The sequence below is a fragment of the Allobosea sp. GW821-FHT09G06 genome, assembly GCF_059416005.1.
In genome coordinates, this window is sequence record NZ_JBWKOI010000004.1 from 217,894 (window position 1) to 238,688 (window position 20,795).

General features: G+C 68.0%; 23 protein-coding genes. 12 read left to right on the forward strand and 11 right to left on the reverse strand.

The genetic code is table 11. The features are described from left to right. Positions 1-288: 288 nt before the first annotated feature. The gene (locus tag AC07NY_RS20255; protein WP_494585302.1) at positions 289-1,080 is read right to left on the reverse strand and encodes a class I SAM-dependent methyltransferase; all 792 of its coding nucleotides are present in this window, start codon (positions 1,078-1,080) and stop codon (positions 289-291) included. Next, positions 1,077-1,502 carry an NUDIX hydrolase gene (locus tag AC07NY_RS20260; protein ID WP_494585303.1) on the reverse strand — a complete coding sequence of 142 codons (426 nt, stop codon included), beginning with the start codon at positions 1,500-1,502 and terminating at the stop codon, positions 1,077-1,079. Before AC07NY_RS20260 ends, AC07NY_RS20255 begins: the two co-directional genes overlap by 4 nt. Positions 1,503-1,862: 360 nt before the next feature. On the opposite strand from AC07NY_RS20260, the gene AC07NY_RS20265 reads away from it, so the two are divergent. The 10 genes from AC07NY_RS20265 to AC07NY_RS20310 all read left to right on the forward strand — a co-directional run bounded on the left by AC07NY_RS20265 (position 1,863) and on the right by AC07NY_RS20310 (position 10,911). Next, positions 1,863-2,381 (forward strand): GAF domain-containing protein, encoded by a 519-nt coding sequence (locus AC07NY_RS20265; RefSeq protein ID WP_494585304.1) that lies wholly within the window; start codon positions 1,863-1,865, stop codon positions 2,379-2,381. A 7-nt stretch (positions 2,382-2,388) separates the two neighbouring features. After that, positions 2,389-2,739, forward strand: coding sequence for a winged helix-turn-helix domain-containing protein (locus AC07NY_RS20270; protein WP_494585305.1), 351 nt, complete (start codon positions 2,389-2,391; stop codon positions 2,737-2,739). Between the two features lie 311 nt (positions 2,740-3,050). Continuing rightward, a complete protein-coding gene (gene exbB, locus AC07NY_RS20275) occupies positions 3,051-4,130 on the forward strand; it encodes a tonB-system energizer ExbB (protein ID WP_494585306.1) in 1,080 nt (359 codons plus the stop codon). Positions 4,131-4,133: 3 nt separating this feature from the next. After that, positions 4,134-4,583: a TonB system transport protein ExbD gene (gene exbD, locus AC07NY_RS20280; RefSeq protein WP_492286410.1), complete on the forward strand. Its 450-nt coding sequence runs from the start codon at positions 4,134-4,136 to the stop codon at positions 4,581-4,583. Next, positions 4,580-5,443: an energy transducer TonB family protein gene (locus tag AC07NY_RS20285; RefSeq protein ID WP_494585307.1), complete on the forward strand. Its 864-nt coding sequence runs from the start codon at positions 4,580-4,582 to the stop codon at positions 5,441-5,443. Before exbD ends, AC07NY_RS20285 begins: the two co-directional genes overlap by 4 nt. A gap of 67 nt (positions 5,444-5,510) precedes the next feature. After that, the gene (locus tag AC07NY_RS20290; RefSeq protein WP_492286408.1) at positions 5,511-5,762 is read left to right on the forward strand and encodes a hypothetical protein; all 252 of its coding nucleotides are present in this window, start codon (positions 5,511-5,513) and stop codon (positions 5,760-5,762) included. A gap of 392 nt (positions 5,763-6,154) precedes the next feature. Further along, positions 6,155-7,363 carry an ABC transporter substrate-binding protein gene (locus AC07NY_RS20295; protein WP_494585308.1) on the forward strand — a complete coding sequence of 403 codons (1,209 nt, stop codon included), beginning with the start codon at positions 6,155-6,157 and terminating at the stop codon, positions 7,361-7,363. 199 nt (positions 7,364-7,562) lie between these two features. After that, entirely contained in the window at positions 7,563-9,431 is a 1,869-nt protein-coding gene (locus AC07NY_RS20300) for an ABC transporter permease (RefSeq protein WP_494585309.1), read from the forward strand. Beyond that, positions 9,428-10,201: an ABC transporter ATP-binding protein gene (locus tag AC07NY_RS20305; RefSeq protein WP_494585310.1), complete on the forward strand. Its 774-nt coding sequence runs from the start codon at positions 9,428-9,430 to the stop codon at positions 10,199-10,201. The genes AC07NY_RS20300 and AC07NY_RS20305 overlap by 4 nt, the downstream gene beginning before the upstream one ends. After that, positions 10,201-10,911 carry an ABC transporter ATP-binding protein gene (locus AC07NY_RS20310; protein ID WP_494585311.1) on the forward strand — a complete coding sequence of 237 codons (711 nt, stop codon included), beginning with the start codon at positions 10,201-10,203 and terminating at the stop codon, positions 10,909-10,911. Before AC07NY_RS20305 ends, AC07NY_RS20310 begins: the two co-directional genes overlap by 1 nt. Here AC07NY_RS20310 and AC07NY_RS20315 read toward each other — a convergent pair. The 7 genes from AC07NY_RS20315 to modA all read right to left on the reverse strand — a co-directional run bounded on the left by AC07NY_RS20315 (position 10,874) and on the right by modA (position 18,959). Then, a complete protein-coding gene (locus AC07NY_RS20315) occupies positions 10,874-11,425 on the reverse strand; it encodes a MarR family winged helix-turn-helix transcriptional regulator (RefSeq protein ID WP_494585312.1) in 552 nt (183 codons plus the stop codon). The two genes, AC07NY_RS20310 and AC07NY_RS20315, sit on opposite strands and share 38 nt — an antisense overlap. 209 nt (positions 11,426-11,634) lie before the next feature. Then, a complete protein-coding gene (locus AC07NY_RS20320; RefSeq protein ID WP_494585313.1) occupies positions 11,635-13,053 on the reverse strand; it encodes a M20 family metallopeptidase in 1,419 nt (472 codons plus the stop codon). A gap of 166 nt (positions 13,054-13,219) precedes the next feature. After that, a complete protein-coding gene (gene cueR / locus AC07NY_RS20325; protein WP_265059373.1) occupies positions 13,220-13,630 on the reverse strand; it encodes a Cu(I)-responsive transcriptional regulator in 411 nt (136 codons plus the stop codon). A gap of 1 nt (position 13,631) precedes the next feature. Then, entirely contained in the window at positions 13,632-16,118 is a 2,487-nt protein-coding gene (locus AC07NY_RS20330) for a heavy metal translocating P-type ATPase (RefSeq protein WP_494585314.1), read from the reverse strand. A gap of 251 nt (positions 16,119-16,369) precedes the next feature. Continuing rightward, positions 16,370-17,464: a molybdenum ABC transporter ATP-binding protein gene (gene modC / locus AC07NY_RS20335; RefSeq protein ID WP_494585315.1), complete on the reverse strand. Its 1,095-nt coding sequence runs from the start codon at positions 17,462-17,464 to the stop codon at positions 16,370-16,372. Next, complete coding sequence (gene modB, locus AC07NY_RS20340; RefSeq protein WP_494585316.1) at positions 17,461-18,159, reverse strand: molybdate ABC transporter permease subunit; 699 nt, start codon at positions 18,157-18,159, stop codon at positions 17,461-17,463. The genes modC and modB overlap by 4 nt, the downstream gene beginning before the upstream one ends. Further along, a complete protein-coding gene (gene modA / locus AC07NY_RS20345; RefSeq protein ID WP_494585317.1) occupies positions 18,156-18,959 on the reverse strand; it encodes a molybdate ABC transporter substrate-binding protein in 804 nt (267 codons plus the stop codon). Before modA ends, modB begins: the two co-directional genes overlap by 4 nt. Before the next feature lie 117 nt (positions 18,960-19,076). Between modA and AC07NY_RS20350 the strand changes: the two genes are divergently transcribed. Both AC07NY_RS20350 and tsaA read left to right on the forward strand, forming a co-directional pair. Continuing rightward, complete coding sequence (locus AC07NY_RS20350) at positions 19,077-19,283, forward strand: TOBE domain-containing protein (protein ID WP_494585318.1); 207 nt, start codon at positions 19,077-19,079, stop codon at positions 19,281-19,283. Positions 19,284-19,288: 5 nt separating this feature from the next. Next, positions 19,289-19,780, forward strand: coding sequence for a tRNA (N6-threonylcarbamoyladenosine(37)-N6)-methyltransferase TrmO (gene tsaA / locus AC07NY_RS20355; RefSeq protein ID WP_091859313.1), 492 nt, complete (start codon positions 19,289-19,291; stop codon positions 19,778-19,780). Positions 19,781-19,793: 13 nt separating this feature from the next. Here the strand turns inward: tsaA and AC07NY_RS20360 are convergent, their stop codons facing one another. Beyond that, the gene (locus tag AC07NY_RS20360; protein WP_494585319.1) at positions 19,794-20,231 is read right to left on the reverse strand and encodes a GNAT family N-acetyltransferase; all 438 of its coding nucleotides are present in this window, start codon (positions 20,229-20,231) and stop codon (positions 19,794-19,796) included. A gap of 14 nt (positions 20,232-20,245) precedes the next feature. After that, positions 20,246-20,767, reverse strand: a complete 522-nt coding sequence (locus AC07NY_RS20365; protein ID WP_494585320.1) for a cupin domain-containing protein — start codon at positions 20,765-20,767, stop codon at positions 20,246-20,248. Positions 20,768-20,795 lie beyond the last annotated feature (28 nt).

Below are 20,795 nucleotides of genomic sequence, written 5' to 3' on the forward strand. Positions count from 1 at the left end.
CATTCCGGAGCGCTGCCGATCGAGGTTCAGGCATGGATCCCGGATCTCCGCTTCGCTGCGTCCGGGATGACGAGTTCAGCCTGTGATTTTGAAGGGCCGGTTCTCGTTGGAGAGCCGGCCCTTCTGCTATTGGCTCGGAGTACGGTCGTTCGCACGAAAACACGCCGTCATCCCGGGCAAGCTGCATAGAAGCGCCGATCCGGGTTCCATCGTAAAGCTCCGGAGCCCTCCGATGGATCCCGGGTCAAGCCCGGGATGACGATGTGGTTCCACGGAAAATCAGCAAGCTCAGGGCCGCGCGATGACGAGGCGCAGCGAGCCCTCGAAGCTCGGCTGATTGCGCAGGAAGCCGTAGCAGGCGTCCCAGGCGCCGCATTCCAGATCCTGACGCAGCTTCTCGATCGAGGCGGTGTTCTCGGTCTCGCCAACGAAGCTCCAGGCCGAGCAGGCCGAGCGCGCACCCGGATCGAGGAAAAGCTCCGGCCGGCCGTAATAGGCCTCGTTGAAGCCGTCGCGGCAGGCGAGCGGGATCGGCACCGCGACGATCTCGACATCGCCGCCCAGAACCGTGCCGATATGGCCGAGCGAGGGATAGCGCCGCGCCTCGGTCGCCAGCACCTCCGGCGCGTAATGATTGAGCCAGAAGGCCTGCACCAGCTCGGGATCGCAGGACAGGATCGCGACCGGCCCGCGCGTCACCCGGCGCATTTCGCGCAGGCCCGCATCGAGATCCCCCCATTGATGAACGGTGAAGGTCGCCATGCTCGCGTCGAAATGACCGTCGGGGAAGGGCAGGGCCTCAGCCGTGGCGTCGATCGCCGTGACGATATCGGCCGGGCGCTGTGCCCGCATCGAGGCGGAGGGCTCGACCGCCGTCATGTCGCGGCCGCGCGGCTCATAGGAGCCGGCGCCGGCGCCGACATTGAGGATGCGCCGGGCCGGGCCGAGCGCCGTCTCGATCAGCGCGGCGATGGCGGGTTCGGGCTGGCGATAGGACGCGTAGCCCTGGCCGATGCGGCCGTAATCGGCGTCACCGGCGCTGCCATCCGCCCGGCGCGGGCTCGAAGTCATGTCGTTCATCGGGATGTCTCCGTCAGCAGGGAGCGCCAGAGCGGCAGGGCGTGATCGCGCGTCAGCGGGGCGAGGGGAAGCGTGGAGGCCGTGTCGGGTTCGAGCCAGGCGATCTCGGCGATTTCCGCCGCCGGCTGTGGCTCGCCGTCGAGAGGCAGGGCGTAAAGCTCGGCTTCGACGATGAAGCCCGGCTCGTTGGCGGCCGGCGCGGCGAAACGCCCGCAATGGCGCGCGACTTCGGGCAAGGCGACAAGTCCCAGCTCTTCCCGGAGTTCACGGGCAAGCGCATCGAGGGGCTGTTCGCCGGGCTCGATCTTGCCGCCCGGCTGCATGAACCAGGCGGCGCCGCGCTTGCGGACGAGCAGCAGGCGCCCGCGCGCGTCGATCAGCAGGGCGGCTGCGATGCGGATTCGCCGGAGACCCTCGCTCAAGACCGATTCCCTTCAGGCTGGCGCCGGGGAGGATTGGCACGATCCGAGGGGGGCGGGGAAGGGACCTGGGCTCGGTTGATCGCAAGGGGCGAACTACGCCTTTGTCATTCCGGGGCGTGCCACAGGCGCGAATCCGGAACCCACGACTGGGCGAGGCCTCTTACACCTGATGACAAGGGCGCGCCCAGTCGTGGGTTTCGGGTTCTTCGCGATGCGAAGCCCCGGAATGACAAGGGTGAGACCACTCGAGCTCGTTCCGGCAACTGCCCGCATAGGGCCTCTTCGATGGCGTGGCCGGGAGGATGGTGATAGGAACCGGCGCTGGATTTCGAGAGCGACCGCAAGCGAGGCGTCAGGATCATGTTCGAGGCACGCAGCATCGCCGCCGGCAGCAAGCCGGAGTTCTATCGCGAGCTGGCCGGGCAGCTCGAAGCCCTGCTCACCGGCGAAAGCGATCCGATCGCCAACGCCGCCAACACTTCGGCCCTGCTGTTCCAGATGATGCCGGACCTGAACTGGGCCGGCTTCTACATCATGCGATCGGGCGAGCTGGTGCTCGGTCCATTCCAGGGCAAGCCGGCCTGCGTCCGTATTCCTGTGGGCAAGGGCGTCTGCGGCGCGGCCGTGGCGCAGCGGAAATCGATGCTGGTCGAGGACGTCCATGCCTTCCCCGGCCATATCGCCTGCGATGCGGCCTCGCGCTCGGAACTCGTGGTGCCGCTGCATGGCCGCGACGGCGTCATCGGCGTGATCGATCTCGACAGCCCATTGCCGGCGCGATTCGACGCCGACGACCAGGCGGGCATCGAGCGCATCGCGGCGATCTGGCTCGCGGCTTGCGGCGAAGGCGCGCAGGCGAACCTCGCCAAAGCCTCCTGAGGCCGCGGTGCCCTCGCTGAGCCTGCGCATCCAGCTCGACCCCGAAGGCCGGATCGGCCCCGGCAAGATCGCGCTGCTCGAGAACATCGCGATGCATGGCTCGATCTCGGCGGCAGGCCGGGCGATGGAGATGTCCTACCGGCGCGCCTGGGAGCTGGTCGAGGAACTGAACGCGCTCTTCGGCAAGCCGGTGGTCGAGCGCCAGGTCGGCGGGCGCAATGGCGGCGGGGCGCAACTGACCCCGCTCGGCGAAGCGCTCATCCTGCGCTTCCGCGCAGTCGAGCAGGCTGCGACTGAGGCCGCGGCGACGCATCTCGCAGCTCTGCAGGCCGAGATCGATCGGCCCGAGCGCGGCTGACGAACGGTCAAACGCGGCGCAGAGGCGGCGCCCTGCATTCATCGAATAGCGGATATGTGAGGGCCGTCCGGGAGCGCGGGCAGGCCTGATTTCGCGTGGCCGGAACCCTTGCGGGCCAAGGCCGGCGAGCCGCTTTTTCTTGACATGCCCGCCCGATTCGAACAGGCGTATCGCATATGCAGCATCGGTGCTGCAAGTCTTTTTTTGTAATGATTCCAATGAGGAAGCTGCCAGCCCCCAGGTGCCCGGCAGCAAGGCTGTGGAGCCGGCGCAAGCCGGCACGGCACTCCTCCAGAGAAGGCTGATTTGTGATGATGCGTGCGTTCCGTCTGGCTCTTGTTGCGGTGAGCCTGTCCGTGGTGGTGGCCCAGGCCCAGGCACCGGGGCAGCCCGCTCCCCAGCTACCGGCCGATACGGCTCCGCCCGCGGCGCAGACCCAGCCGACCGCTCCGAGCCAGCCCGCCGCGCCGGCACAGCAAGCCGCTCCCGCTCAGCCGGCCACCCCGACCAATCCGCTGCCGCCGGCTCTGCCCCAGCTCGGCATCAACCCGCCGAGCACTGCCCATCCGCCATTGACGCCCGGCAACCCGGTGACGCCCGTGGTCGCTCCTCCGGCTGCGGCGGCCACCCTGCCGCATGACCTGTCGCCCTGGGGCATGTTCATGGCGGCCGACATCGTCGTGAAGGGCGTGATGCTCGGGCTCGCCTTCGCCTCGCTGGTGACCTGGACGATCTGGCTCGCCAAGGCGATGGAGCTCGCCGCCGCCAAGCGTTCGGCCGGCCGGGCGCTGCGTCGCATCGAGGCAGCCGACAACCTGAGTGCTGCGGCCAGTGCTACTGCCGGCAAGAACGGCAAGCTGCGCGGCGCCGTCGGCCAGTTGCTCTCGGCGGCCCTTGCCGAGACGCGCCGCTCGGCCGATCTCGGCGAGGACGGCATCAAGGAGCGCGTCGCCATCGCGCTGTCGCGGATCGAGGCGCGCGCCGGCCGCTCCATGGCGCGCGGCACCGGCCTGCTGGCCACGATCGGCTCGACCGCCCCCTTCGTCGGCCTGTTCGGCACGGTTTGGGGCATCATGAATTCCTTCATCGGCATTAGCCAGGCCAAGACGACCAATCTCGCGGTCGTCGCACCGGGCATCGCCGAGGCGCTGCTGGCGACCGCGATCGGCCTCGTCGCCGCCATCCCCGCCGTCATCATCTACAACGTCTTCGCCCGCGCGATCACCGGCTATCGGGCGACCCTCTCCGATGCCTCGGGCGAGATCCTGCGCCACCTCTCGCGCGACCTGGAGCGCCGCCAGCGCGCCGTCGCGCCGGCTCCGCGCACGGCCTCGTCATCCTCGGCTTCGGCCGCGAGCGTGGCATCCGCGCCGCTCGTTCCGGCGGAGTGAGCCATGGGCGTTTCCCTCAAGGAGCCTCAGGACGGCGACCTCGGCGAGGTCAGCGACATCAACGTGACGCCGTTCATCGATGTCATCCTCGTCCTGCTGATCATCTTCATGGTTGCGGCGCCGCTCTCGACCGTGGATGTCGCCGTCGATCTGCCGGTCTCGAACGCCCAGCCGCAGCCGCGGCCGGACACGCCGATGTTCCTGACCGTGAAGGGCGATCTCTCGCTCGCGCTCGGCAATGACGCCGTGCCGCGCGAGGCTTTGCAGGCGGCGCTCGACCAGAAGACGAACCGCGATCGCGAGCAGCGGGTCTTCCTGCGCGCCGATGGCAGCGTCTCCTATAGCGAACTGATGAACGTGATGAACCTGCTGCGCAATGCCGGCTATCTCAAGATCGCGCTGGTCGGGCTCGAGGACACCGGGCAGGGGGCTGCTGCGGGGCCTAAGCCATGAGCATGGAACGCCCGTCGATCTCCCGCTACGCGCCGGCCGCCCTGCGCTGGAGCCTGGCGGCCTTCGTGGTCGCGAGCGCCCATGGCACGGCCGGCTGGGTCATCGCCAACTGGCAGCGCGCCGAAGCCGCGATGGGCGCGCCTCCCGCCGCCGTCATGATCGAGCTTGCGCCGCTGGCCGTCGCGCCCGAGGCGCCGCCGCAGGACGTTGCGCCCGGCCCCGAGATGGCCGAAGCGCAGCCGGAACCTGAGCCGCCGCCGCCCGAGCCGGTCGAGCAGCCCAAGGAGATCGAGCCGCCGCCGCCGGAACCGGAGCCCGTCGCGATTCCGGAGCCGGAGATCAAGATCCCCGAATTGCCGCCGTTGCCGGACGCCGCGGCCATCCTGACGCCGCCGCCGAAGGAGGAGCCGAAGCCGCCTCCGCCGGAGAAGCCTAAGCCGAAGCCGAAACCGAAGGTCGTCGAGAAGAAGAAGCCGATCCGGCCGGACAAGCCCAAGGCCGAGCAGACCACCGCGCCGGTGGCGCAGGAGCAGGCGGCGCCGCGCGCGGCTGCCCCCAATTCCGGGGCGTCCTCGCCGTCTCCGGCCGCGACCGCGAGCTGGCGCGGCACGCTGATGGCGCATCTCAATCGCTACAAGCGCTTCCCCGGGGGCGCCAGCCCCGGCACGGTGCAGGTCGCGTTCAGCATCGATCGCGGCGGCCGCGTGCTCTCCGCCCGGCTCGTCCGTGGCTCGGGCGATGCGGCGCTGGACGAGGAGGCGGTCTCGATGATCCGCCGCGCCAGCCCCGTGCCGGCCCCGCCGGACGGGCTCGGCGGCGGCGCGATCTCGCTGGCTGTGCCGATCCGGTTCTCGCGCTAGACTGGCTTGCGGGAACTGGAAGGCCGTCCATGCGTAGGACGGACAGGTTTGCGAGAGGAGAAGCGCGATGACGATCGTCAAGCTTGCAGCCGGCGCGATGCTGGCCCTCGCTTTGGGCGGCTGCGTCACCACCGAAGCCGAATACCGGGCCATGGACGAGCAGCGCTGCCGCTCCTTCGGCTTCCGCGCGCCGAGCGAGGGATTCTCGAACTGCCTGCTGCAGCTCGATCTCGATCGCGCGGCCGAGCGGCGCTATCGCTTCGACCGGTTCGACGCCTCCTTCGGCGGGCCGCCCTGGGCCTATGGCCGGCGCTGGTAAGAGCCCTACTCCCGACAAGAAAAAAGGGCCGCGCGAGAAGCGCAGCCCAAGTCTAGGGAGGAAACGCCCAAGGAGGGCGACGCAACATCTCTGCTGCGCTGCATCCTAGATAGGAAGCTCAAAGCGCGCCTGCAAGGCCAAAAGGGCAGCATCGCTGACTTATTTTTGGGCGGCAGAGTTTATTATTGAAATCAATAGTTTATCTGATTTTTCTTGGCGCTGGCGCGAGCCGCTGCCCATCGATTGCCGATGCGCTGCATTGCAAGAAAGGCAGATTGACAAGCGTCGGGAACTATCCATTCATATGTATGCATATGAAAACCGCTCTCCCAAGCCCGGTGCGAGCGGTATCGCTGCGGATTGCAGCCGCAGCGAGGCGAAGGACCCATCCGATGAAGATCGATCGTCGCAGTTTCGTCGCGGGCTCGCTGGCCCTCGGCGTTCCCCAGCTGGTGCGCGCCCAGGGCGCGGGGCCGATCCGCATCGGCGAGGTCAATTCCTATACCGCGCAGCCGGCCTTCCTGAAACCCTATCGGCAGGCCTGGGAGCTGGCGCAGGAGCAGATCAACGCGGCCGGCGGCGTGCTCGGCCGCAAGCTTGAGACCGTGTTCCGCGACGATGCCGGCAAGCCCGAGGATGCGGTGCGCCATGCCGCCGATCTCGCGACGGCCGAGAAGATCGACATCATCGCCGGCGGCTTCCTTTCCAATGTGGGGCTGGCGCTCGCCGACTACGCCAATCAGAACAAGCGGCTCTATGTTGCTTCCGAGCCCCTTGCCGACGCGCTCGTCTGGTCGAAGGGCAACCGCTACACCTTCCGCCTGCGGCCCTCGACCTACATGCAGGCCGCGATGCTGGTCGAGGAAGCGGCGAAGCTCCCGGCCAAGAAATGGGCGATCGTTGCGCCGAACTACGAATACGGCCAGTCGGCGGTGAAGTGGTTCAAGGAATTGCTCCTGAAGGCGCGCCCCGACGTGACCTTCGTCGCCGAGCAGTTCCCGGCGCTCGGCCGCATCGATGCCGGCGCGACCGTCCAGGCGCTGGAGGCGGCCAAGCCCGATGCGATCTTCAACGTCACCTTCGCGGTCGACCTCGCCAATTTCGTCCGCGCCGGCAACACGCGCGGCCTGTTCGAAGGGCGCCAGGTCGTCTCGATGCTGACCGGCGAGCCGGAATATCTCGACACGCTCGGCGCCGAGACGCCGGAAGGCTGGATCATCACCGGTTATCCGCATGCCGAGCTTCAAACCCCGGAGCACGTCAAGTTCCGCGATGCCTACAAGGCGAAGTACAACGACTATCCGCGGCTGGGCTCGGTCGTCGGCTACGAGACGGTGCAGGCCATCGCCGCCGCGCTGGCGAAGGCGGGCTCCACCGACAACGAGAAGCTGGTCGATGCCTTCGAAGGGCTGAAATTCGGCTCGGCCTTCGGCCCGATCGAATTCCGCAAGATCGACCACCAGTCGACGCTTGGTGCTTATGTCGGCAAGAGCGCGCTGAAGAACGGCAAGGGCGTGATGGTCGACTGGAGCTACCGCGACGGCGCCAAGTACCTGCCCAGCGACGACGAGGTCCGCAAGCTGCGCCCGGTTGTGGGCTGAGCTTGATGCTCTCCGCGTCATGCTCGGGCTTGACCCGAGCATCTCCTGCCGCGTGAGGCTCCTGAGCCTCTTTCGGCCTGAGATTCTCGGGTCTACGCTTCGCTTCGCCCGAGAATGACGGAGCGAGGAGCCGACATGATGCGGATAACCCGCCGGCTGGCCCCTACCGTCCGAGACATACGCCTTCCTCCGAGACGACATGCTTGATCTCGTCCTCACCCAGACCCTGAACGGCCTGGCCTCGGCGTCGTCGCTGTTCCTGGTGGCGTGCGGGCTGTCGATCATCTTCGGCGTCACGCGCATCGTGAACTTCGCCCATGGCTCGCTCTACATGCTGGGCGGCTATCTGGCCTTCACGCTGGTGACCTGGCTCGGCCCGGCCGACCCGCTCGGATTCTGGGGCGGCGTCATCCTCGCCCTGCTGCTGACGGGCCTTGCCGGCGTGCTGATCGAGGTCCTGATCCTCCGGCGGATCTATCAGGCGCCGGAGCTGTTCCAGTTGCTCGCGACCTTCGGCGTCGTGCTGATGCTGCAGGACATCGCGCTCGCGACCTGGGGGCCGGAGGACAAGCTCGGCCCGCGTGCGCCCGGCTTCCGCAGCTTCGTCATCCTGTTCGACAATCGCTTCCCGAGCTATGATCTCTTCCTGATCGCGGTCGGGCCGGTCGTGCTTGGCCTGATCTGGCTGCTGTTCCACCGGACGCGCTGGGGCGTATTGATCCGCGCCGCGACGCAGGACCGCGAAATGGTCAGCGCGCTCGGCGTCAACCAGCGCCTGCTCTTCACCTCGGTCTTCGCCTTCGGTGCGGCTTTGGCGGGGCTCGGCGGCGCGCTTCAGCTTCCGCGCGAGGCGATCAACCTGCACATGGACCTGTCGATGATCGCCGAGGCCTTCGTGGTCGTGGTGGTCGGTGGGCTCGGCAGCGTGACGGGGGCCTATCTCGCGGCCGTGCTGATCGGCGTGCTCCATGCCTTCGGCATCCTGATCCTGCCCAAGATCACGCTGGTGCTGGTCTTCCTGGTGATGGCGGCGGTGCTGATCGCCCGGCCGCATGGCCTGCTCGGCAAGGCCGGCGTCGAGCCACGCGGCCATGCCGGCCAGCTCTTCCTGCTGCGCCCGGCCGATGGCGCGGCCAAGCTGTTCGGCGTCATCGCACTCGCATTGCTGGCCCTCGCGCCGCTCGTCGTGCCGGACCATGTCGTCCTGACCCTGACCGACCTCGTCATCTTCGCGGTCTTCGCTGCTTCGCTGCATCTGCTGATGGGGCCGGGCGGCATCACCTCCTTCGGCCACGCCGCCTATTTCGGCCTCGGCGCCTATGGCGCGGCGCTGGCGGTGAAATGGCTGGGCAGCCCGATGGAGGAGGCGCTGATGCTGGCGCCATTGATGGCCGGCATCGCGGGCGCGATCTTCGGCTGGTTCTGCGTCCGGCTCTCGGGCGTCTATCTGGCCATGCTGACGCTGGCCTTCGCCCAGATCGCCTGGGCCACGGCCTTCCAGTGGGTCGATCTCACCGGCGGCGACAATGGCATCCTCGGCGTCTGGCCCTCGGCCTGGGCGGTTCCGAAGACGGTGTTCTATTACCTTTCGCTCGCCATAGCCGTCCTGGTGATCGTCGCCCTGCGCGTCATCATCTTCGCGCCCTTCGGCTACGCCTTGCGCGCCGGCCGCGACAGCCCCCTGCGGGCCGAGGCGATCGGGCTCGATGTCGGGCGCCTGCAATGGGCGGCCTTCACTATCGCAGCGATCGCGGCCGGCATTGCCGGCGGGCTCTTCGCCTTCTCGAAGGGCTCGGTCTTCCCGACCTATATGGCGATCCCGCGCTCGGTCGATGCCTTGCTGATGGTGCTGCTCGGCGGCGTGCAGACGGTCGCCGGGCCGGTCATCGGGGCCTTCGCCTATATGGGCCTCAACGAGCAGTTGATGAAGCTGACGGCCTATTGGCGCTTCGTGCTGGGCTTGTCGATCGTGCTGCTGGTCGTGCTGTTCCCACGCGGCCTCGTCGGCACCTGGCTGTTCTGGCGGGCCCGGCGCGAGAGCGCCGCGCAAGCGACGGCAACGGCATGAACGCGCCCGTCGTCCCTGTGCTGGAAACCCGCGACCTCGCCCGATCCTTCGGCGGGGTGAAGGCGGTCGACGGCGTCTCCTTCTCGGTCGAAGCCGGCAAGCTGGTCGCCCTGATCGGCCCGAACGGCGCCGGCAAGACGACCTGCTTCAACATGCTGAACGGGCAGCTCAAGCCCGATCGCGGCGAAGTCCTCCTGGCGGGCCGGCCGATCACCGGGCTGGAGCCGCGCAAGGTCTGGCGACTCGGCGTCGGCCGCACCTTCCAGATCACCGCGACCTTCGCCTCGATGACCGTGCGCGAGAATGTCCAGATGGCGCTGATCTCGCACGCCGGGAAGAGCTGGCGTCTGTTCGGCCGCGCCGACGGGCGCCAGCGCGAGGCGGCGGATGCGCTGCTCGCTCAGGTCGGCATGACCGGGCAGGCCGAGCGCGCCTGCGGCGTGCTCGCCTATGGCGACCTCAAGCGTGTCGAGCTTGCGGTCGCGCTCGCCAATGCGCCGAAGCTGCTGCTGATGGACGAACCCACCGCCGGCATGGCACCGCAGGAGCGCATCGCCCTGATGGCGCTGACCGCCCGCATCGCGCGGGAGCGCGGCATTGCCGTGCTCTTCACCGAGCACGACATGGATGTCGTCTTCGCCCATGCCGACCGCGTGCTGGTGCTCGATCGCGGCCGGCTGATCGCGGCGGGAACCAGTGCCGAGGTCCGCAACGACCCGCAGGTGAGGGCCGTCTATCTCGGCTCCGGCGCGACCTCGGGAGGGCATTGATGACGGCGCTCCTTGAACTCGCGGGCGTCGAGGCCTGGTATGGCCGCGCCAAAATCCTGCACGGCGTCGGCTTCTCGGTCAGGTCGGGCGAGGTCGTCGCGCTGATGGGCCGCAACGGCGCCGGCAAGTCGACGACGATGAAGACGGTGATGGGACTGGTGCCTGAGCCGCAAGGCTCGATCCGCTTCGAGGGCAAGGAGATCGCCGGCCGCGAGCCTTTCCAGATCGCCCGGCTCGGCATCGGCTATGTCCCGGAGGACCGGCGCGTCTTCTCTGACCTGACCGTGATGGAGAACCTCGAAGTCGGCCGCCAGCCGCCGCGGACCGGCGCGCCGCACTGGACGCCGGAGCGCCTGTTCGAACTCTTCCCCAATCTTGGCCGCATGCGCGACCGGCCGGGCGGCGCCATGTCCGGCGGCGAGCAGCAGATGCTGACCATCGCCCGCACGCTGATGGGCAATCCGCGCCTGCTGCTGCTCGACGAGCCTTCGGAAGGGCTCGCGCCGGTCATCGTCGAGGCGATGGCGCAGACCATCCGCGTGCTGAAGGGCGAGGGGCTGTCGGTGCTGCTCTCCGAGCAGAATCTGCATTTCGCCGGCAGCATCGCCGACCGCGCCGTGATCATCGAGAAGGGCTTGATCCGCTTCGACGATACGATGGCAGCGCTCAAGGCTAACGAGGCTGCACGGAGCCAGTATCTGGCGGTTTGAAGCCGGAAAGCAGGCGACGCATCACATCGAGAAGGGGCTCGACCTCCCCATCCGCCATCGGGTCCAGCGCGGCGACGGTGATCGCCTTGGCACGCTCGACATAGACCGGCAGCAATTCGCGGCCGCGCGCGCCGAGCTGCACCAGCACGCGGCGCTTGTCGTCGGGATCGTGCAGGCGCTCGACCAGCCCGCGCTCGGCCAGCCGCGTCACGACGCCCCGGATCGTGGCCGGGTCCATCGCCGTCATGCGGCCGAGCTGGTTCTGGGAAATTCGGCCGTCGACGGCGAGCCGGCACAGCACCGCGAATTGCGGCGGCGTCGGCCCGTCCGCGCCCATCATCTCCAGGAACATCGCGACATAGCGCTGCTGCATCTGGCGCAGCAGGAACCCGAACTGCTCGTCCAGCACATAGCCGGCGAGGTCGACGGGGGCGGGAATCGCGGAATCGGCCTGGCCGCTGGCCGAGCGGTGATGCCGGCCGAGCCCGTCTTCCGATTCCTCTGCGCGATCCATGCTGGCTCCGGGTGGCGATTCTGCCGGCGGGCGGCAGCGGCGCATTCTCCCGGATCATATGTGTTCGTTCAATCGGCAAGGCAACGCAGTCGCCGCCGTCATGCTCGGGCTTGACCCGAGCATCTCCGGAAGGAAAGGCGCCCTTCTCGGCACGAGATTCTCGGGTCACCGCTGCGCGGCGCCCGAGAATGACGGCAAGGGAAGCGTTATCAGCCCAGCGACATCGTCAGCGGCGGCTTCACTTCGGGCGGCAGCGGCGAGGTGTAGCCTTCCTTGCCGAGGCGCGCCTTGTGGTCGGCCTTGGCGGCCGCCATCAGGGCGGGGTCGCTCAGCACGGCGGCGCCGGTCGCGGCCATCGCCTTGGCGACATGGACCATCGCCTTGTGCGCGGCCGGGGACTTGCCCTGCGCCACCACCTGCCAGGTGTGGAACGGCGTGCCCATCGCGACCGTCGGCGCATGGGCCTGCACGGTCGGCACCGCCCAGCTGACGTCGCCGATATCGGTCGAGCCGATCGCCGGGTTGCGCTTGGCGTCGCGCGGCACGAGGAAGTCGGCGAGCGGCGCGCCGCTATCCGGCATGCCGACGGTGCGCCAGATCGAGGCGATCTCCTGCGGCGAAAGCGTGCCGCGGATCTTCTCGGCATAGGCCTTGTCGGCATCGTCGAAATGCGGCGCGCCGAGCTCGCCCATCACCTTGTGCATGGCCTCTTCGAGGGGCGTGTTGGCGACGAGGTCGGAAACGGCGCTGACGATGCGCATCTCCATCTTGGTTTCCGTCATCAATGCAGCGCCTTCGGCGATCTTCTTAACGCGCTGGACGAGCTCCAGCATGCCACGCAGGTCGCGAGCACGGATGGAATAACGAACGCGCGCGTGGGCCTGGACGACGTTCGGCGCGATGCCGCCGGTGTCGAGCAGCGCGTAATGAACGCGCGCATCGGACGGCATATGCTCGCGCATATAGTTGACGCCGACATTCATCAATTCGACCGCATCGAGCGCCGAGCGGCCGAGATGGGGCGCAGCCGCCGCATGCGAGGCGCGGCCGGTGAAGACGAAATCGGCGCGGGTATTGGCGAGCGCCAGCGCCGGAGCGACCTCCCAGAAGCTCGACGGGTGCCAGCTAATGGCGACATCGGCGTCGTCGAAGGCGCCGGCGCGGACCATGAAGGCCTTGGCGGCGCCGCCTTCCTCGGCAGGGCAGCCGTAGTAACGGACGCGGCCGGGGATCTTGTTCTCGGCGAGCCATTCCTTCATCGCCACCGCTGCGAGCATCGCGGCGGAGCCCAGCAGGTTATGGCCGCAGCCATGGCCGTGGCCGTTGGTCTCGATTTCCTTGTGCTCGGAGGCGCCGGCTTCCTGCGACAGGCCGGGCAGGGCGTCGTATTCGCCGAGGAAGGCGATGACCGGGCCGCCTTCGCCGGCCTCGCCGATCACGGCGGTCGGGATGTCGGCGACGTTCTCGGTGATCTTGAAGCCCTGGTGCTTCAGCTCGGCGATGTGCTCGGCGACCGAGCGCTTCTCGGTGTAGCACACCTCCGGCATGCCCCAGACCCGGTCGGAGAGCGCGATCAGGCGCTCCTTGTTCGCATCGACATGCCGCCAGAGATCGTTTCGATTGTCCATTGTCGTTCCGCCTGGGGACCGCGCGGGCGTTCCCCGTCTTTTGTTGAGAGGCGGATTCCCCGACGGAGCCGATGCGGCCGGGCCGGACCCGCCTCTGGTGGGCGGTGGCATATGAGCAATCCCGTGCCGCTCCGTCCAGACATTCAGCGCATGGCGGAGCAGCGTCTCAGGCTTTGCCTTGCGTCGGCGTGGTGGCGGCGAAGTCCGCCAGGATCGGGCAATCCGGCCGGTGGTCGCCATGGCAATGCGTCGCCAGATGCCGCAGCGTGTCGGCCATGGCCTTGAGCTCGGCCGCCTTTTCCTCGAGCTCGCGCACATGCGCCATGGCGAGGTTCTTCACATCGGCGCTGGCCCGGCTCTTGTCACGCCAGAGCGCGAGCAATTCGCGCGTCTCCTCCAGCGAGAAGCCGAGATCGCGCGAGCGGCGCACGAAACGCAGCGTATGCACGTCGTCAGCGGCATAGACCCGGTATTGCGCGGCGGTGCGGGCCGGCGCGGTGATCAGGCCGATGCTCTCGTAATAGCGGATCATCTTGGCGCTGACGCCGGAGCGGGTTGCGGCTTCGCCGATATTCATCTCAGGCCTCCACCTGAAAGCGCTTCAACCTGAGCGCATTGCTGACGACGCTGACGCTCGACAGCGCCATGGCGAGCCCGGCGAAGACCGGCGAGAGCAGGATACCGAAGGCCGGATAGAGCACGCCGGCCGCGACCGGGATCAGCAGGGCGTTGTAGCCGAAGGCCCAGGCGAGATTCTGGCGGATATTGGCGATAACGGCCTGCGACAGGGCGATGGCGCGGGGCACGCCCATCACGTCGCCGGACATCAGCACGACATCGGCGCTTTCGATCGCGATATCGGTGCCGGTGCCGATGGCGATGCCGACATCGGCCTGGGCCAGCGCCGGTGCGTCGTTGATGCCGTCGCCGACGAAGGCGACCTTGGCGCCGCGGCCCTGCAGGCGCTTGACCACTTCGGCCTTGTCGGTCGGCAGCACCTCGGCCCAGACCTCGTCGATGCCGAGGCCGCGCGCGACCGCTTCCGCCGTGCGCCGGTCGTCGCCGGTCACCATCGCGACCTTGAGGCCGAGCTTGTGCAGGGCGGCGATGGCCGCGGGTGTGGTCTCCTTCACCGCGTCGGCAACGGCAATGACGGCGGCGATCCTGCCGTCAATCGCGGCATAAAGCGGGGTCTTGCCGGCTTCGGCCAGCGCCTTGGTGCGGGCGGCGAAGGGCGCGATGTCGAGCTTCGCGTCCTCCATCAGGCGGTGGCCGCCGATCGCGACCTTGCGGTCCTCGACCGTCGCGGTGACGCCGCGACCGGGGTCGCTGGTGAAATCGGCCGGCTCGGCGAGGGCGAGCCCGCGCGCCTTCGCGGCTGCGACCAGCGCCAGTGCCAGCGGATGCTCGGAGCGGTTCTCGGCCGAGCCGACGAGGCGCAGCATCTCGTCCGCCGCGAAGCCGTTCGCCGGCTCGATATCGGTGAGCTCCGGCTTGCCCTTGGTCAGCGTGCCCGTCTTGTCGAGCGCGACGATCTGGACGTCCTTCAGGGCCTGCAAGGCGTCGCCCTGCCGGAACAGGATGCCGAGCTCGGCGCCCCGGCCGGTGCCGACCATGATCGAGGTCGGGGTCGCCAGACCCATCGCGCAGGGGCAGGCGATGATCAGCAGCGCGACGGCATTGACCAGCGCGTGCGACAAGGCCGGGCTCGGACCGAAGGCCAGCCAGACCGCGAAGGTCACCAGCGCTAGCACGATCACGACCGGGACGAACCAGAGCGTGACGCGGTCGACCAGCGCCTGGATCGGCAGCTTGGCGCCCTGCGCGGCCTGAACGGTGCGCACGATCTGGGCGAGCAGCGTGTCGGCGCCGACCTTCCGCGCGGTGAAGCGCAGCGCGCCGGAGCCGTTGACGGTGCCGCCGGTGACGGTGCTGCCGGCCTCCTTGCGCACGGGAGCAGGCTCGCCGGTGATCATCGATTCATCGACGAAGGAGCTGCCATCCGTGATCTCGCCATCGACCGGGACGCGCTCGCCGGGCCTGAGGATGACGATGTCGCCAGGGCGCACGCTGTCGACGGCAATATCGCTCTCGGCGCCGCCGCGCAGCACGCGGGCGGTCTTGGGCTGGAGCGCGATCAGGCTGCGGATGGCAGCGCCGGTCCGGCCCTTGGCGCGGGTCTCGAACCAACGCCCGAGCAGGATCAGCGTCACGATGACCGCGCCGGATTCGAAATAGGTGCCTTCCGTGCCGGCCGGCATCAAGTCCGGTAGGAAGGTCGCGACGCTCGAATAGAGATAGGCCGCGCCGGTGCCGAGCATGACCAGCGAGTTCATGTCGGGCGCCAGCCGCAGCAGCGCCGGGAAGCCCTTGCGCAGGAAGACGAGGCCCGGCCCGAACTGGACGATGGTCGCCAGCACGAAGGAGAAGACGCGCAGGTTCCACTCGCCGAAGGTGCCGGCGAGCCAATGGTGCAGGGAAGGAAACATGTGGCTGCCCATCTCGACGACGAGCAGCGGCAGCGTCAGCAGGCCGGCGAGGATGACGGAGCGCAGCAGCTTGCCCTGTTCCTCGTCCTTGGCAGCCTGCCGGCGTGTGTCGGCCTCGCCATCGGCCGCGACGATCGGGCTCGCCTCATAGCCGGCGCCGGCCACGGCCTTCGTCAGGGCAGGAATGATGTCGTTGCCGGCGAGCGTCTTCACGCTGGCACGCTCGGTCGCGAGGTTGACGGTGGCCTCGACCACGCCCGGCACGGCGCGCAGCGCCTTTTCGACATGGCCGACGCAGGACGCGCAGGTCATGCTCGAGACCGACAATTCGATCGTGTTCTCGACCGGGGTGTAGCCGCTCTGGCGGACGGCCGCTTCGACCTGCTTGAGGTCGGTGCCGCTCTTGGCGAAGCTGATGTGAGCCCGCTCGGTCGCGAGATTGACCGAGACCGCATCGACGCCCGGCACCGCCGCGATGGCGCGCTCGACATGGGCGACGCAGCTCGCGCAGGTCATGCCCTCGACACCCAGATCGAGGGTTTCGAGGTCGTTCCTGCTCCTGTCGATGACCGTCATCGCCGTCTCCTTCATGGTGATGACAGGCGATATAAGGTTTCCCATTATGGGAAGGTCAAGGTTGGCCCCATGAGTTTTTTGCACAGCGGGGAGCGTTGGTGCCGGCTGCAAAATCGAACCCTCATCCTGAGGAGCGGCCGCAGGCCGCGTCTCGAAGGATGCTCCAGAGGGCTCGGGAGCCTCCTGAAACATCCTTCGAGACGCCGCTGACGCGGCTCCTCAGGATGAGGGCTGAGAAAACAGATCGCTTCTCAGGGCGTCTCGACCGAGACGCTCTTGATGACCGCATGGACCGGCTTGCCGGGCGCCAAGCCCAGCAGGGCGACGGATTTCGCGGTGAGACGCGCCGCCAATTTCGCCTCGCCGCAAGCGATCAATAGATGCACGGTGCTGCCGCCGGCGCCGCTGCGCTCGCCGATCTCGGCAATAGAGCCGGACAAAACGTTGAGTGCGCTGATCTCGGCCGGCTGGCCAAGGCTGAGCATCACGTCGCTCGCCAGGATGCGAATCTTGATGCGCTGGCCCTGCCGCAACGCGCCACGTGCGATCGTCAAGGGCCCGGCCGGCGTCGTGAGTCGCGCCAGCCCGAAAGCCTCTTCGAAGCCCGTGACCTCGGCGGACAGCAAGGTGCTCGCCTCTGGCGCGCCCGGCCGAGCGGCCAGATCGGGCCTGGACAGGATGTCGGCCGTCGGGCCGCAAGCCGCGACGCGCCCGTTCTCGATCATGGCGACGGTGGTGGCGAGGCGCGCGACCTCTGCCAGCGCATGCGAGACATAGACGATGGGGATGCCGGCCTCGTCGCGCAGGCGTTCGATATGCGGCAGAATCTCGGCCTTGCGGGCATCGTCGAGCGCCGCCAATGGCTCGTCCATCAGCAGCAGGCGCGGCTGCGCCAGCAGGGCCCGGCCGATGGCGACGCGCTGCTTCTCGCCGCCGGAGAGCCCGCCGGGGCGGCGGCGCAGCAGATGGCCGATGCCGAGCAATTCCAGCACCTTGTCGAGCTCGGCCGGCTTGCGCTGGGCGCGCGGCACGAACCAGTGCCCGAACAGCAGGTTCTGCCGCACGGTGAGATGCGGAAACAGCCGCGCCTCCTGGAAGACATAGCCGATGCGGCGGCGATGCTTCGGCAGGAAGACGCCGCGCCCGGTATCGACGAGCGTCTCGCCGTCGACGCGGACATGGCCGGAATCGGGGCGGATCAATCCACCGATGACATTGACCAGTGAGGTCTTGCCCGAGCCCGAGCTGCCGAACAGGGCGGTCAGGCGCCCGTCCGAGGTGAAGCTCGAATCGAGGGTGAAGTCGCCGAGCCTGTGGCGGACGGCAATGTCGAGGACATCAGTCATTCGACGGCGATCCGGCGGCCGACGATGCGCGCCATCAGTTCGGAGAGAAAGAGCGCCGCGACCGAGATCACAATGGAGATCAGCGTGAGGCGCATCGCGCCGGCATCGCCGCCGGGCACCTGCGTGAAGGTGTAGATCGCGGTGGGCAGGGTCTGCGTCTCGCCGGGGATATTGGACACGAAGGTGATGGTCGCGCCGAATTCGCCCATCGCCTTGGCGAAGCACAGGATCATGCCGGCGATGATGCCGGGCAGGCAGAGCGGCAAGGTGACGGTGAGGAAGACCCAGATCGGGCTCGCGCCCAATGTCCCGGCGGCGGATTCGAGCTTGCGGTCGACCGCCTCGATCGAGAGCCGGATGGCGCGGACCATCAAGGGAAAGCCCATCACGGCGCAGGCGAGCGCTGCGCCCGTCCAGCGGAAGGACAGCACGATCCCGAACCAGTCATAGAGGAACTGCCCGATCGGCCCGCGCCGGCCGAAGCCGATGAGCAGCAGATAGCCCGTCACCACCGGCGGCAGGATGAGCGGCATATGGACGATGGCGTCGAGCAGGGACTTGCCCCAGAAGCGCCCGCGCGCCAGCAGCAAGCCGACGCCAAGTCCCAGCGGGAGGCTCGCGACCATGGCGGTCGTCGCGACGATGAGGCTGAGCCTCACCGCCGTCCATTCTTCAGGCGAGAGCCAGTCGGTCACGAAGAGCTGGCGGCCTTGTTGAGGATCGTGAAGCCCTGCTTCTCGAAGACGGGCTTGGCGGCGGGGCTGCGCAGATAGGTCAGGAAGGCCTGCGCGTCGGGATTGGCCGAGTCCTTGGTCACGGCGACCGGATAGACGATCGGCGGGTGCGAATCCTCGGGGAAGGTCGCGACCACCTTGACCTGCGGGTCGGCGGCAGCGTCGGTCGCGTAGACGATGCCGAGCGGAGCCTCGCCGCGCGAGACCAGGAGCAGCGCGGCGCGGACATTGTCGGCCTGCGCGATCTTGTCCTTCACCTTGTCCCAGGCGCCGAGCTTCTCCAGCGCGGCCTTGCCGTATTTGCCGGCGGGGACGGAATCGACATTGCCCATGGCGAGGCGGCCGGCACTGAGCGCGCCCGCGACATCGACACCGGGCTTGAGGTCGAGCGTGGCGGTCGAATCCTTGCCGGCGACCAGCACGATCCGGTTGGCGAGCAGGCTGACGCGGGTATCCGGCTTGATCAGGTTCTTGCCCGCTGCATAGTCCATCCAGTCGAGATCGGCCGAGACGAAGAGATCGGCCGGGGCGCCGTTCTCCAGCTGCTTCGCCAGTGTGTTGCTGGCGGCATAGGAGATTTTCGGCGCCGGCTTGCCGCTCTCCTTGACCCAGTTGGCGGCGGCCTCGTCCAGCGCGTTCTTCATGCTGGCGGCGGCAAAGATGACGAGGTCCTTCGTCTGCGCCTGCGCAGCGTCGAAGGCGGGTGCGAAACTCACGGCAAGGGCCAGGCCCATGCCCAGCAGGGTGCGGCGCTTCAACATGCTGTTCCTCGCTCGGATTTATCGTTGTATATCGACGGATATAACGATGGTTGCCGCGCGCCCGGACCCAAGTCAAGGCGCGGCGGCGGTCGCGTTGTCGCAAGGAGAGGCAGAGCCATGAAGATCAGCGCCCGCAATCAGCTCAAAGGCAAGATCGTCGAGGTCACCAAGGGCGCGACGACGGCCCATGTCCGCATCGATATCGGCGGCGCGATCGTGACCTCCTCGATCACCAACGCGGCGGTGGACGATCTCGGGCTCACCGTCGGCAAAGAGGCCTACGCCGTGGTCAAGGCCTCCGACGTGATGATCGCGATCGACTGACGACAATGGTCCGCGAGAACGAGATCCGCGAGAAGGAGGTCACTGTGGCGCCGCCGCAGGCGACCGATGCCGGCCTCGTCTTCATCGGCACGATCCGCACGCCCTGGACCTCGCGGCTGGTCTGCCCGCGCCAGGGCAGGGCGGACGGGCCGATCTGCCGCATCGAACTCTTCCCGCCCTGGGACGAGGCGCTGGAGGGCATCGAGCGCTTCGAGCGGCTGGAGGTGCTCTACTGGCTGCACCAGTCGCGCCGCGATCTCGTCCGCCAGAGCCCGGCCAATAACGGCGAGACGCACGGCACTTTCGCCCTGCGCACGCCGGTCCGGCCCAATCCGATCGGCACCTCGATCGCGACGCTGGTGGCGCGGGAAGGGCGGGTGCTGCTGGTGCGCGGGCTCGATTGTCTCGATGAGACGCCGCTGCTCGACATCAAGCCCGACCGCACGCTGTTCACCCCGATCGCCCCGCCGCAGCCCGGCGATTTCGAGACGGGCTAGACGGCCGGCTTGCCTAGAGGCTCTTCAGGATCAGCCACTCGCCGGTGCTCGTGACTTCGTTCGCCTCGATGAAGCCGATCGACAGGTAGAAGCCCAGCGGGCTGTGCTCGCCACGGACGACGCTGGCGCTGAGCGTGGTGACGCCTTGCGCCTTCAGCAGCGCGAAGGCCTGCTCCAGCGCGTCGCGGCCATAGCCTTTGCCCTGATGCCGCCGGTCGATCATGAAGCGCCAGAGATAGGCGGTGCTGGGCTTGTCGTCGTCGCGCCAGAGCATGAATCCGACGGGTTCGTCCCCGGCATAGATCGCCCGGAAGGTCGCGCGCGGCTCGAAATGCGCCTGCGCAATCGAGATCGCGACCGGCGCGACATAGTCGCTCTGCTCTTCCGCGACCTCCAGTCCGCAGATGGTCCGGACCGTCGCCGCGGTGATTTCGCGCAGTTCGACAGACAAGGCAGCGTCCCTGTTCATGCGTGCGGGTGCTTGTGGATCGGGTCGACCCAGTAGACCGCTTCCGGTTTCTCGACTGGGTCGACATCGGTGATGTTGACCACCACCGCCTCGTTGTCGGAGCGCACCAGCACGCATTGCAGCGGGTTGTCGGGATCGGCGTTGATCTCCTGATGCGGCACGAAGGGCGGCACGTAGATGAAGTCGCCCGGTCCCGCCTCGGCGACGAATTCCAGCCGCTCGCCCCAGCGCATCCGCGCCTTGCCGCTGACCACATAGATCACGCTTTCGAGTTCTCCGTGATGGTGCACGCCGGTTTTGGCATTGGGCTCGATCGCGACCGTGCCGGCCCAGATCTTCTGGGCGCCAACGCGGGCATGATTGATCGCGGCCTGCCGGAACATGCCGGGCGTCTGCGCCGTGTTGGGATCGAGCTTGTCGCCGGAGATGACGCGCACGCCATCATGCTTCCAGCGCGGCTCGCCGTCATGGCTGTGGTCGTGCGGATGGTCGTGGTCGTGGGAATGATCGTGGCTCATGATCGTCTCCTTGGCTGGCGAGCCCGCG

Bases quoted from the DNA above. Each gene is read 5' to 3' on its own strand.
- AC07NY_RS20255 (WP_494585302.1), bottom strand. From the start codon at position 1,080: ATGAACGACATGACTTCGAGCCCGCGCCGGGCGGATGGCAGCGCCGGT.
- AC07NY_RS20265 (WP_494585304.1), top strand. From the start codon at position 1,863: ATGTTCGAGGCACGCAGCATCGCCGCCGGCAGCAAGCCGGAGTTCTAT.
- exbB (WP_494585306.1), top strand. From the start codon at position 3,051: ATGATGCGTGCGTTCCGTCTGGCTCTTGTTGCGGTGAGCCTGTCCGTG.
- exbD (WP_492286410.1), top strand. From the start codon at position 4,134: ATGGGCGTTTCCCTCAAGGAGCCTCAGGACGGCGACCTCGGCGAGGTC.
- AC07NY_RS20285 (WP_494585307.1), top strand. From the start codon at position 4,580: ATGAGCATGGAACGCCCGTCGATCTCCCGCTACGCGCCGGCCGCCCTG.
- AC07NY_RS20290 (WP_492286408.1), top strand. From the start codon at position 5,511: ATGACGATCGTCAAGCTTGCAGCCGGCGCGATGCTGGCCCTCGCTTTG.
- AC07NY_RS20295 (WP_494585308.1), top strand. From the start codon at position 6,155: ATGAAGATCGATCGTCGCAGTTTCGTCGCGGGCTCGCTGGCCCTCGGC.
- AC07NY_RS20300 (WP_494585309.1), top strand. From the start codon at position 7,563: ATGCTTGATCTCGTCCTCACCCAGACCCTGAACGGCCTGGCCTCGGCG.
- AC07NY_RS20305 (WP_494585310.1), top strand. From the start codon at position 9,428: ATGAACGCGCCCGTCGTCCCTGTGCTGGAAACCCGCGACCTCGCCCGA.
- AC07NY_RS20310 (WP_494585311.1), top strand. From the start codon at position 10,201: ATGACGGCGCTCCTTGAACTCGCGGGCGTCGAGGCCTGGTATGGCCGC.
- AC07NY_RS20315 (WP_494585312.1), bottom strand. From the start codon at position 11,425: ATGGATCGCGCAGAGGAATCGGAAGACGGGCTCGGCCGGCATCACCGC.
- AC07NY_RS20320 (WP_494585313.1), bottom strand. From the start codon at position 13,053: ATGGACAATCGAAACGATCTCTGGCGGCATGTCGATGCGAACAAGGAG.
- cueR (WP_265059373.1), bottom strand. From the start codon at position 13,630: ATGAATATCGGCGAAGCCGCAACCCGCTCCGGCGTCAGCGCCAAGATG.
- AC07NY_RS20330 (WP_494585314.1), bottom strand. From the start codon at position 16,118: ATGACGGTCATCGACAGGAGCAGGAACGACCTCGAAACCCTCGATCTG.
- modC (WP_494585315.1), bottom strand. From the start codon at position 17,464: ATGACTGATGTCCTCGACATTGCCGTCCGCCACAGGCTCGGCGACTTC.
- modA (WP_494585317.1), bottom strand. From the start codon at position 18,959: ATGTTGAAGCGCCGCACCCTGCTGGGCATGGGCCTGGCCCTTGCCGTG.
- AC07NY_RS20350 (WP_494585318.1), top strand. From the start codon at position 19,077: ATGAAGATCAGCGCCCGCAATCAGCTCAAAGGCAAGATCGTCGAGGTC.
- tsaA (WP_091859313.1), top strand. From the start codon at position 19,289: ATGGTCCGCGAGAACGAGATCCGCGAGAAGGAGGTCACTGTGGCGCCG.
- AC07NY_RS20365 (WP_494585320.1), bottom strand. From the start codon at position 20,767: ATGAGCCACGATCATTCCCACGACCACGACCATCCGCACGACCACAGC.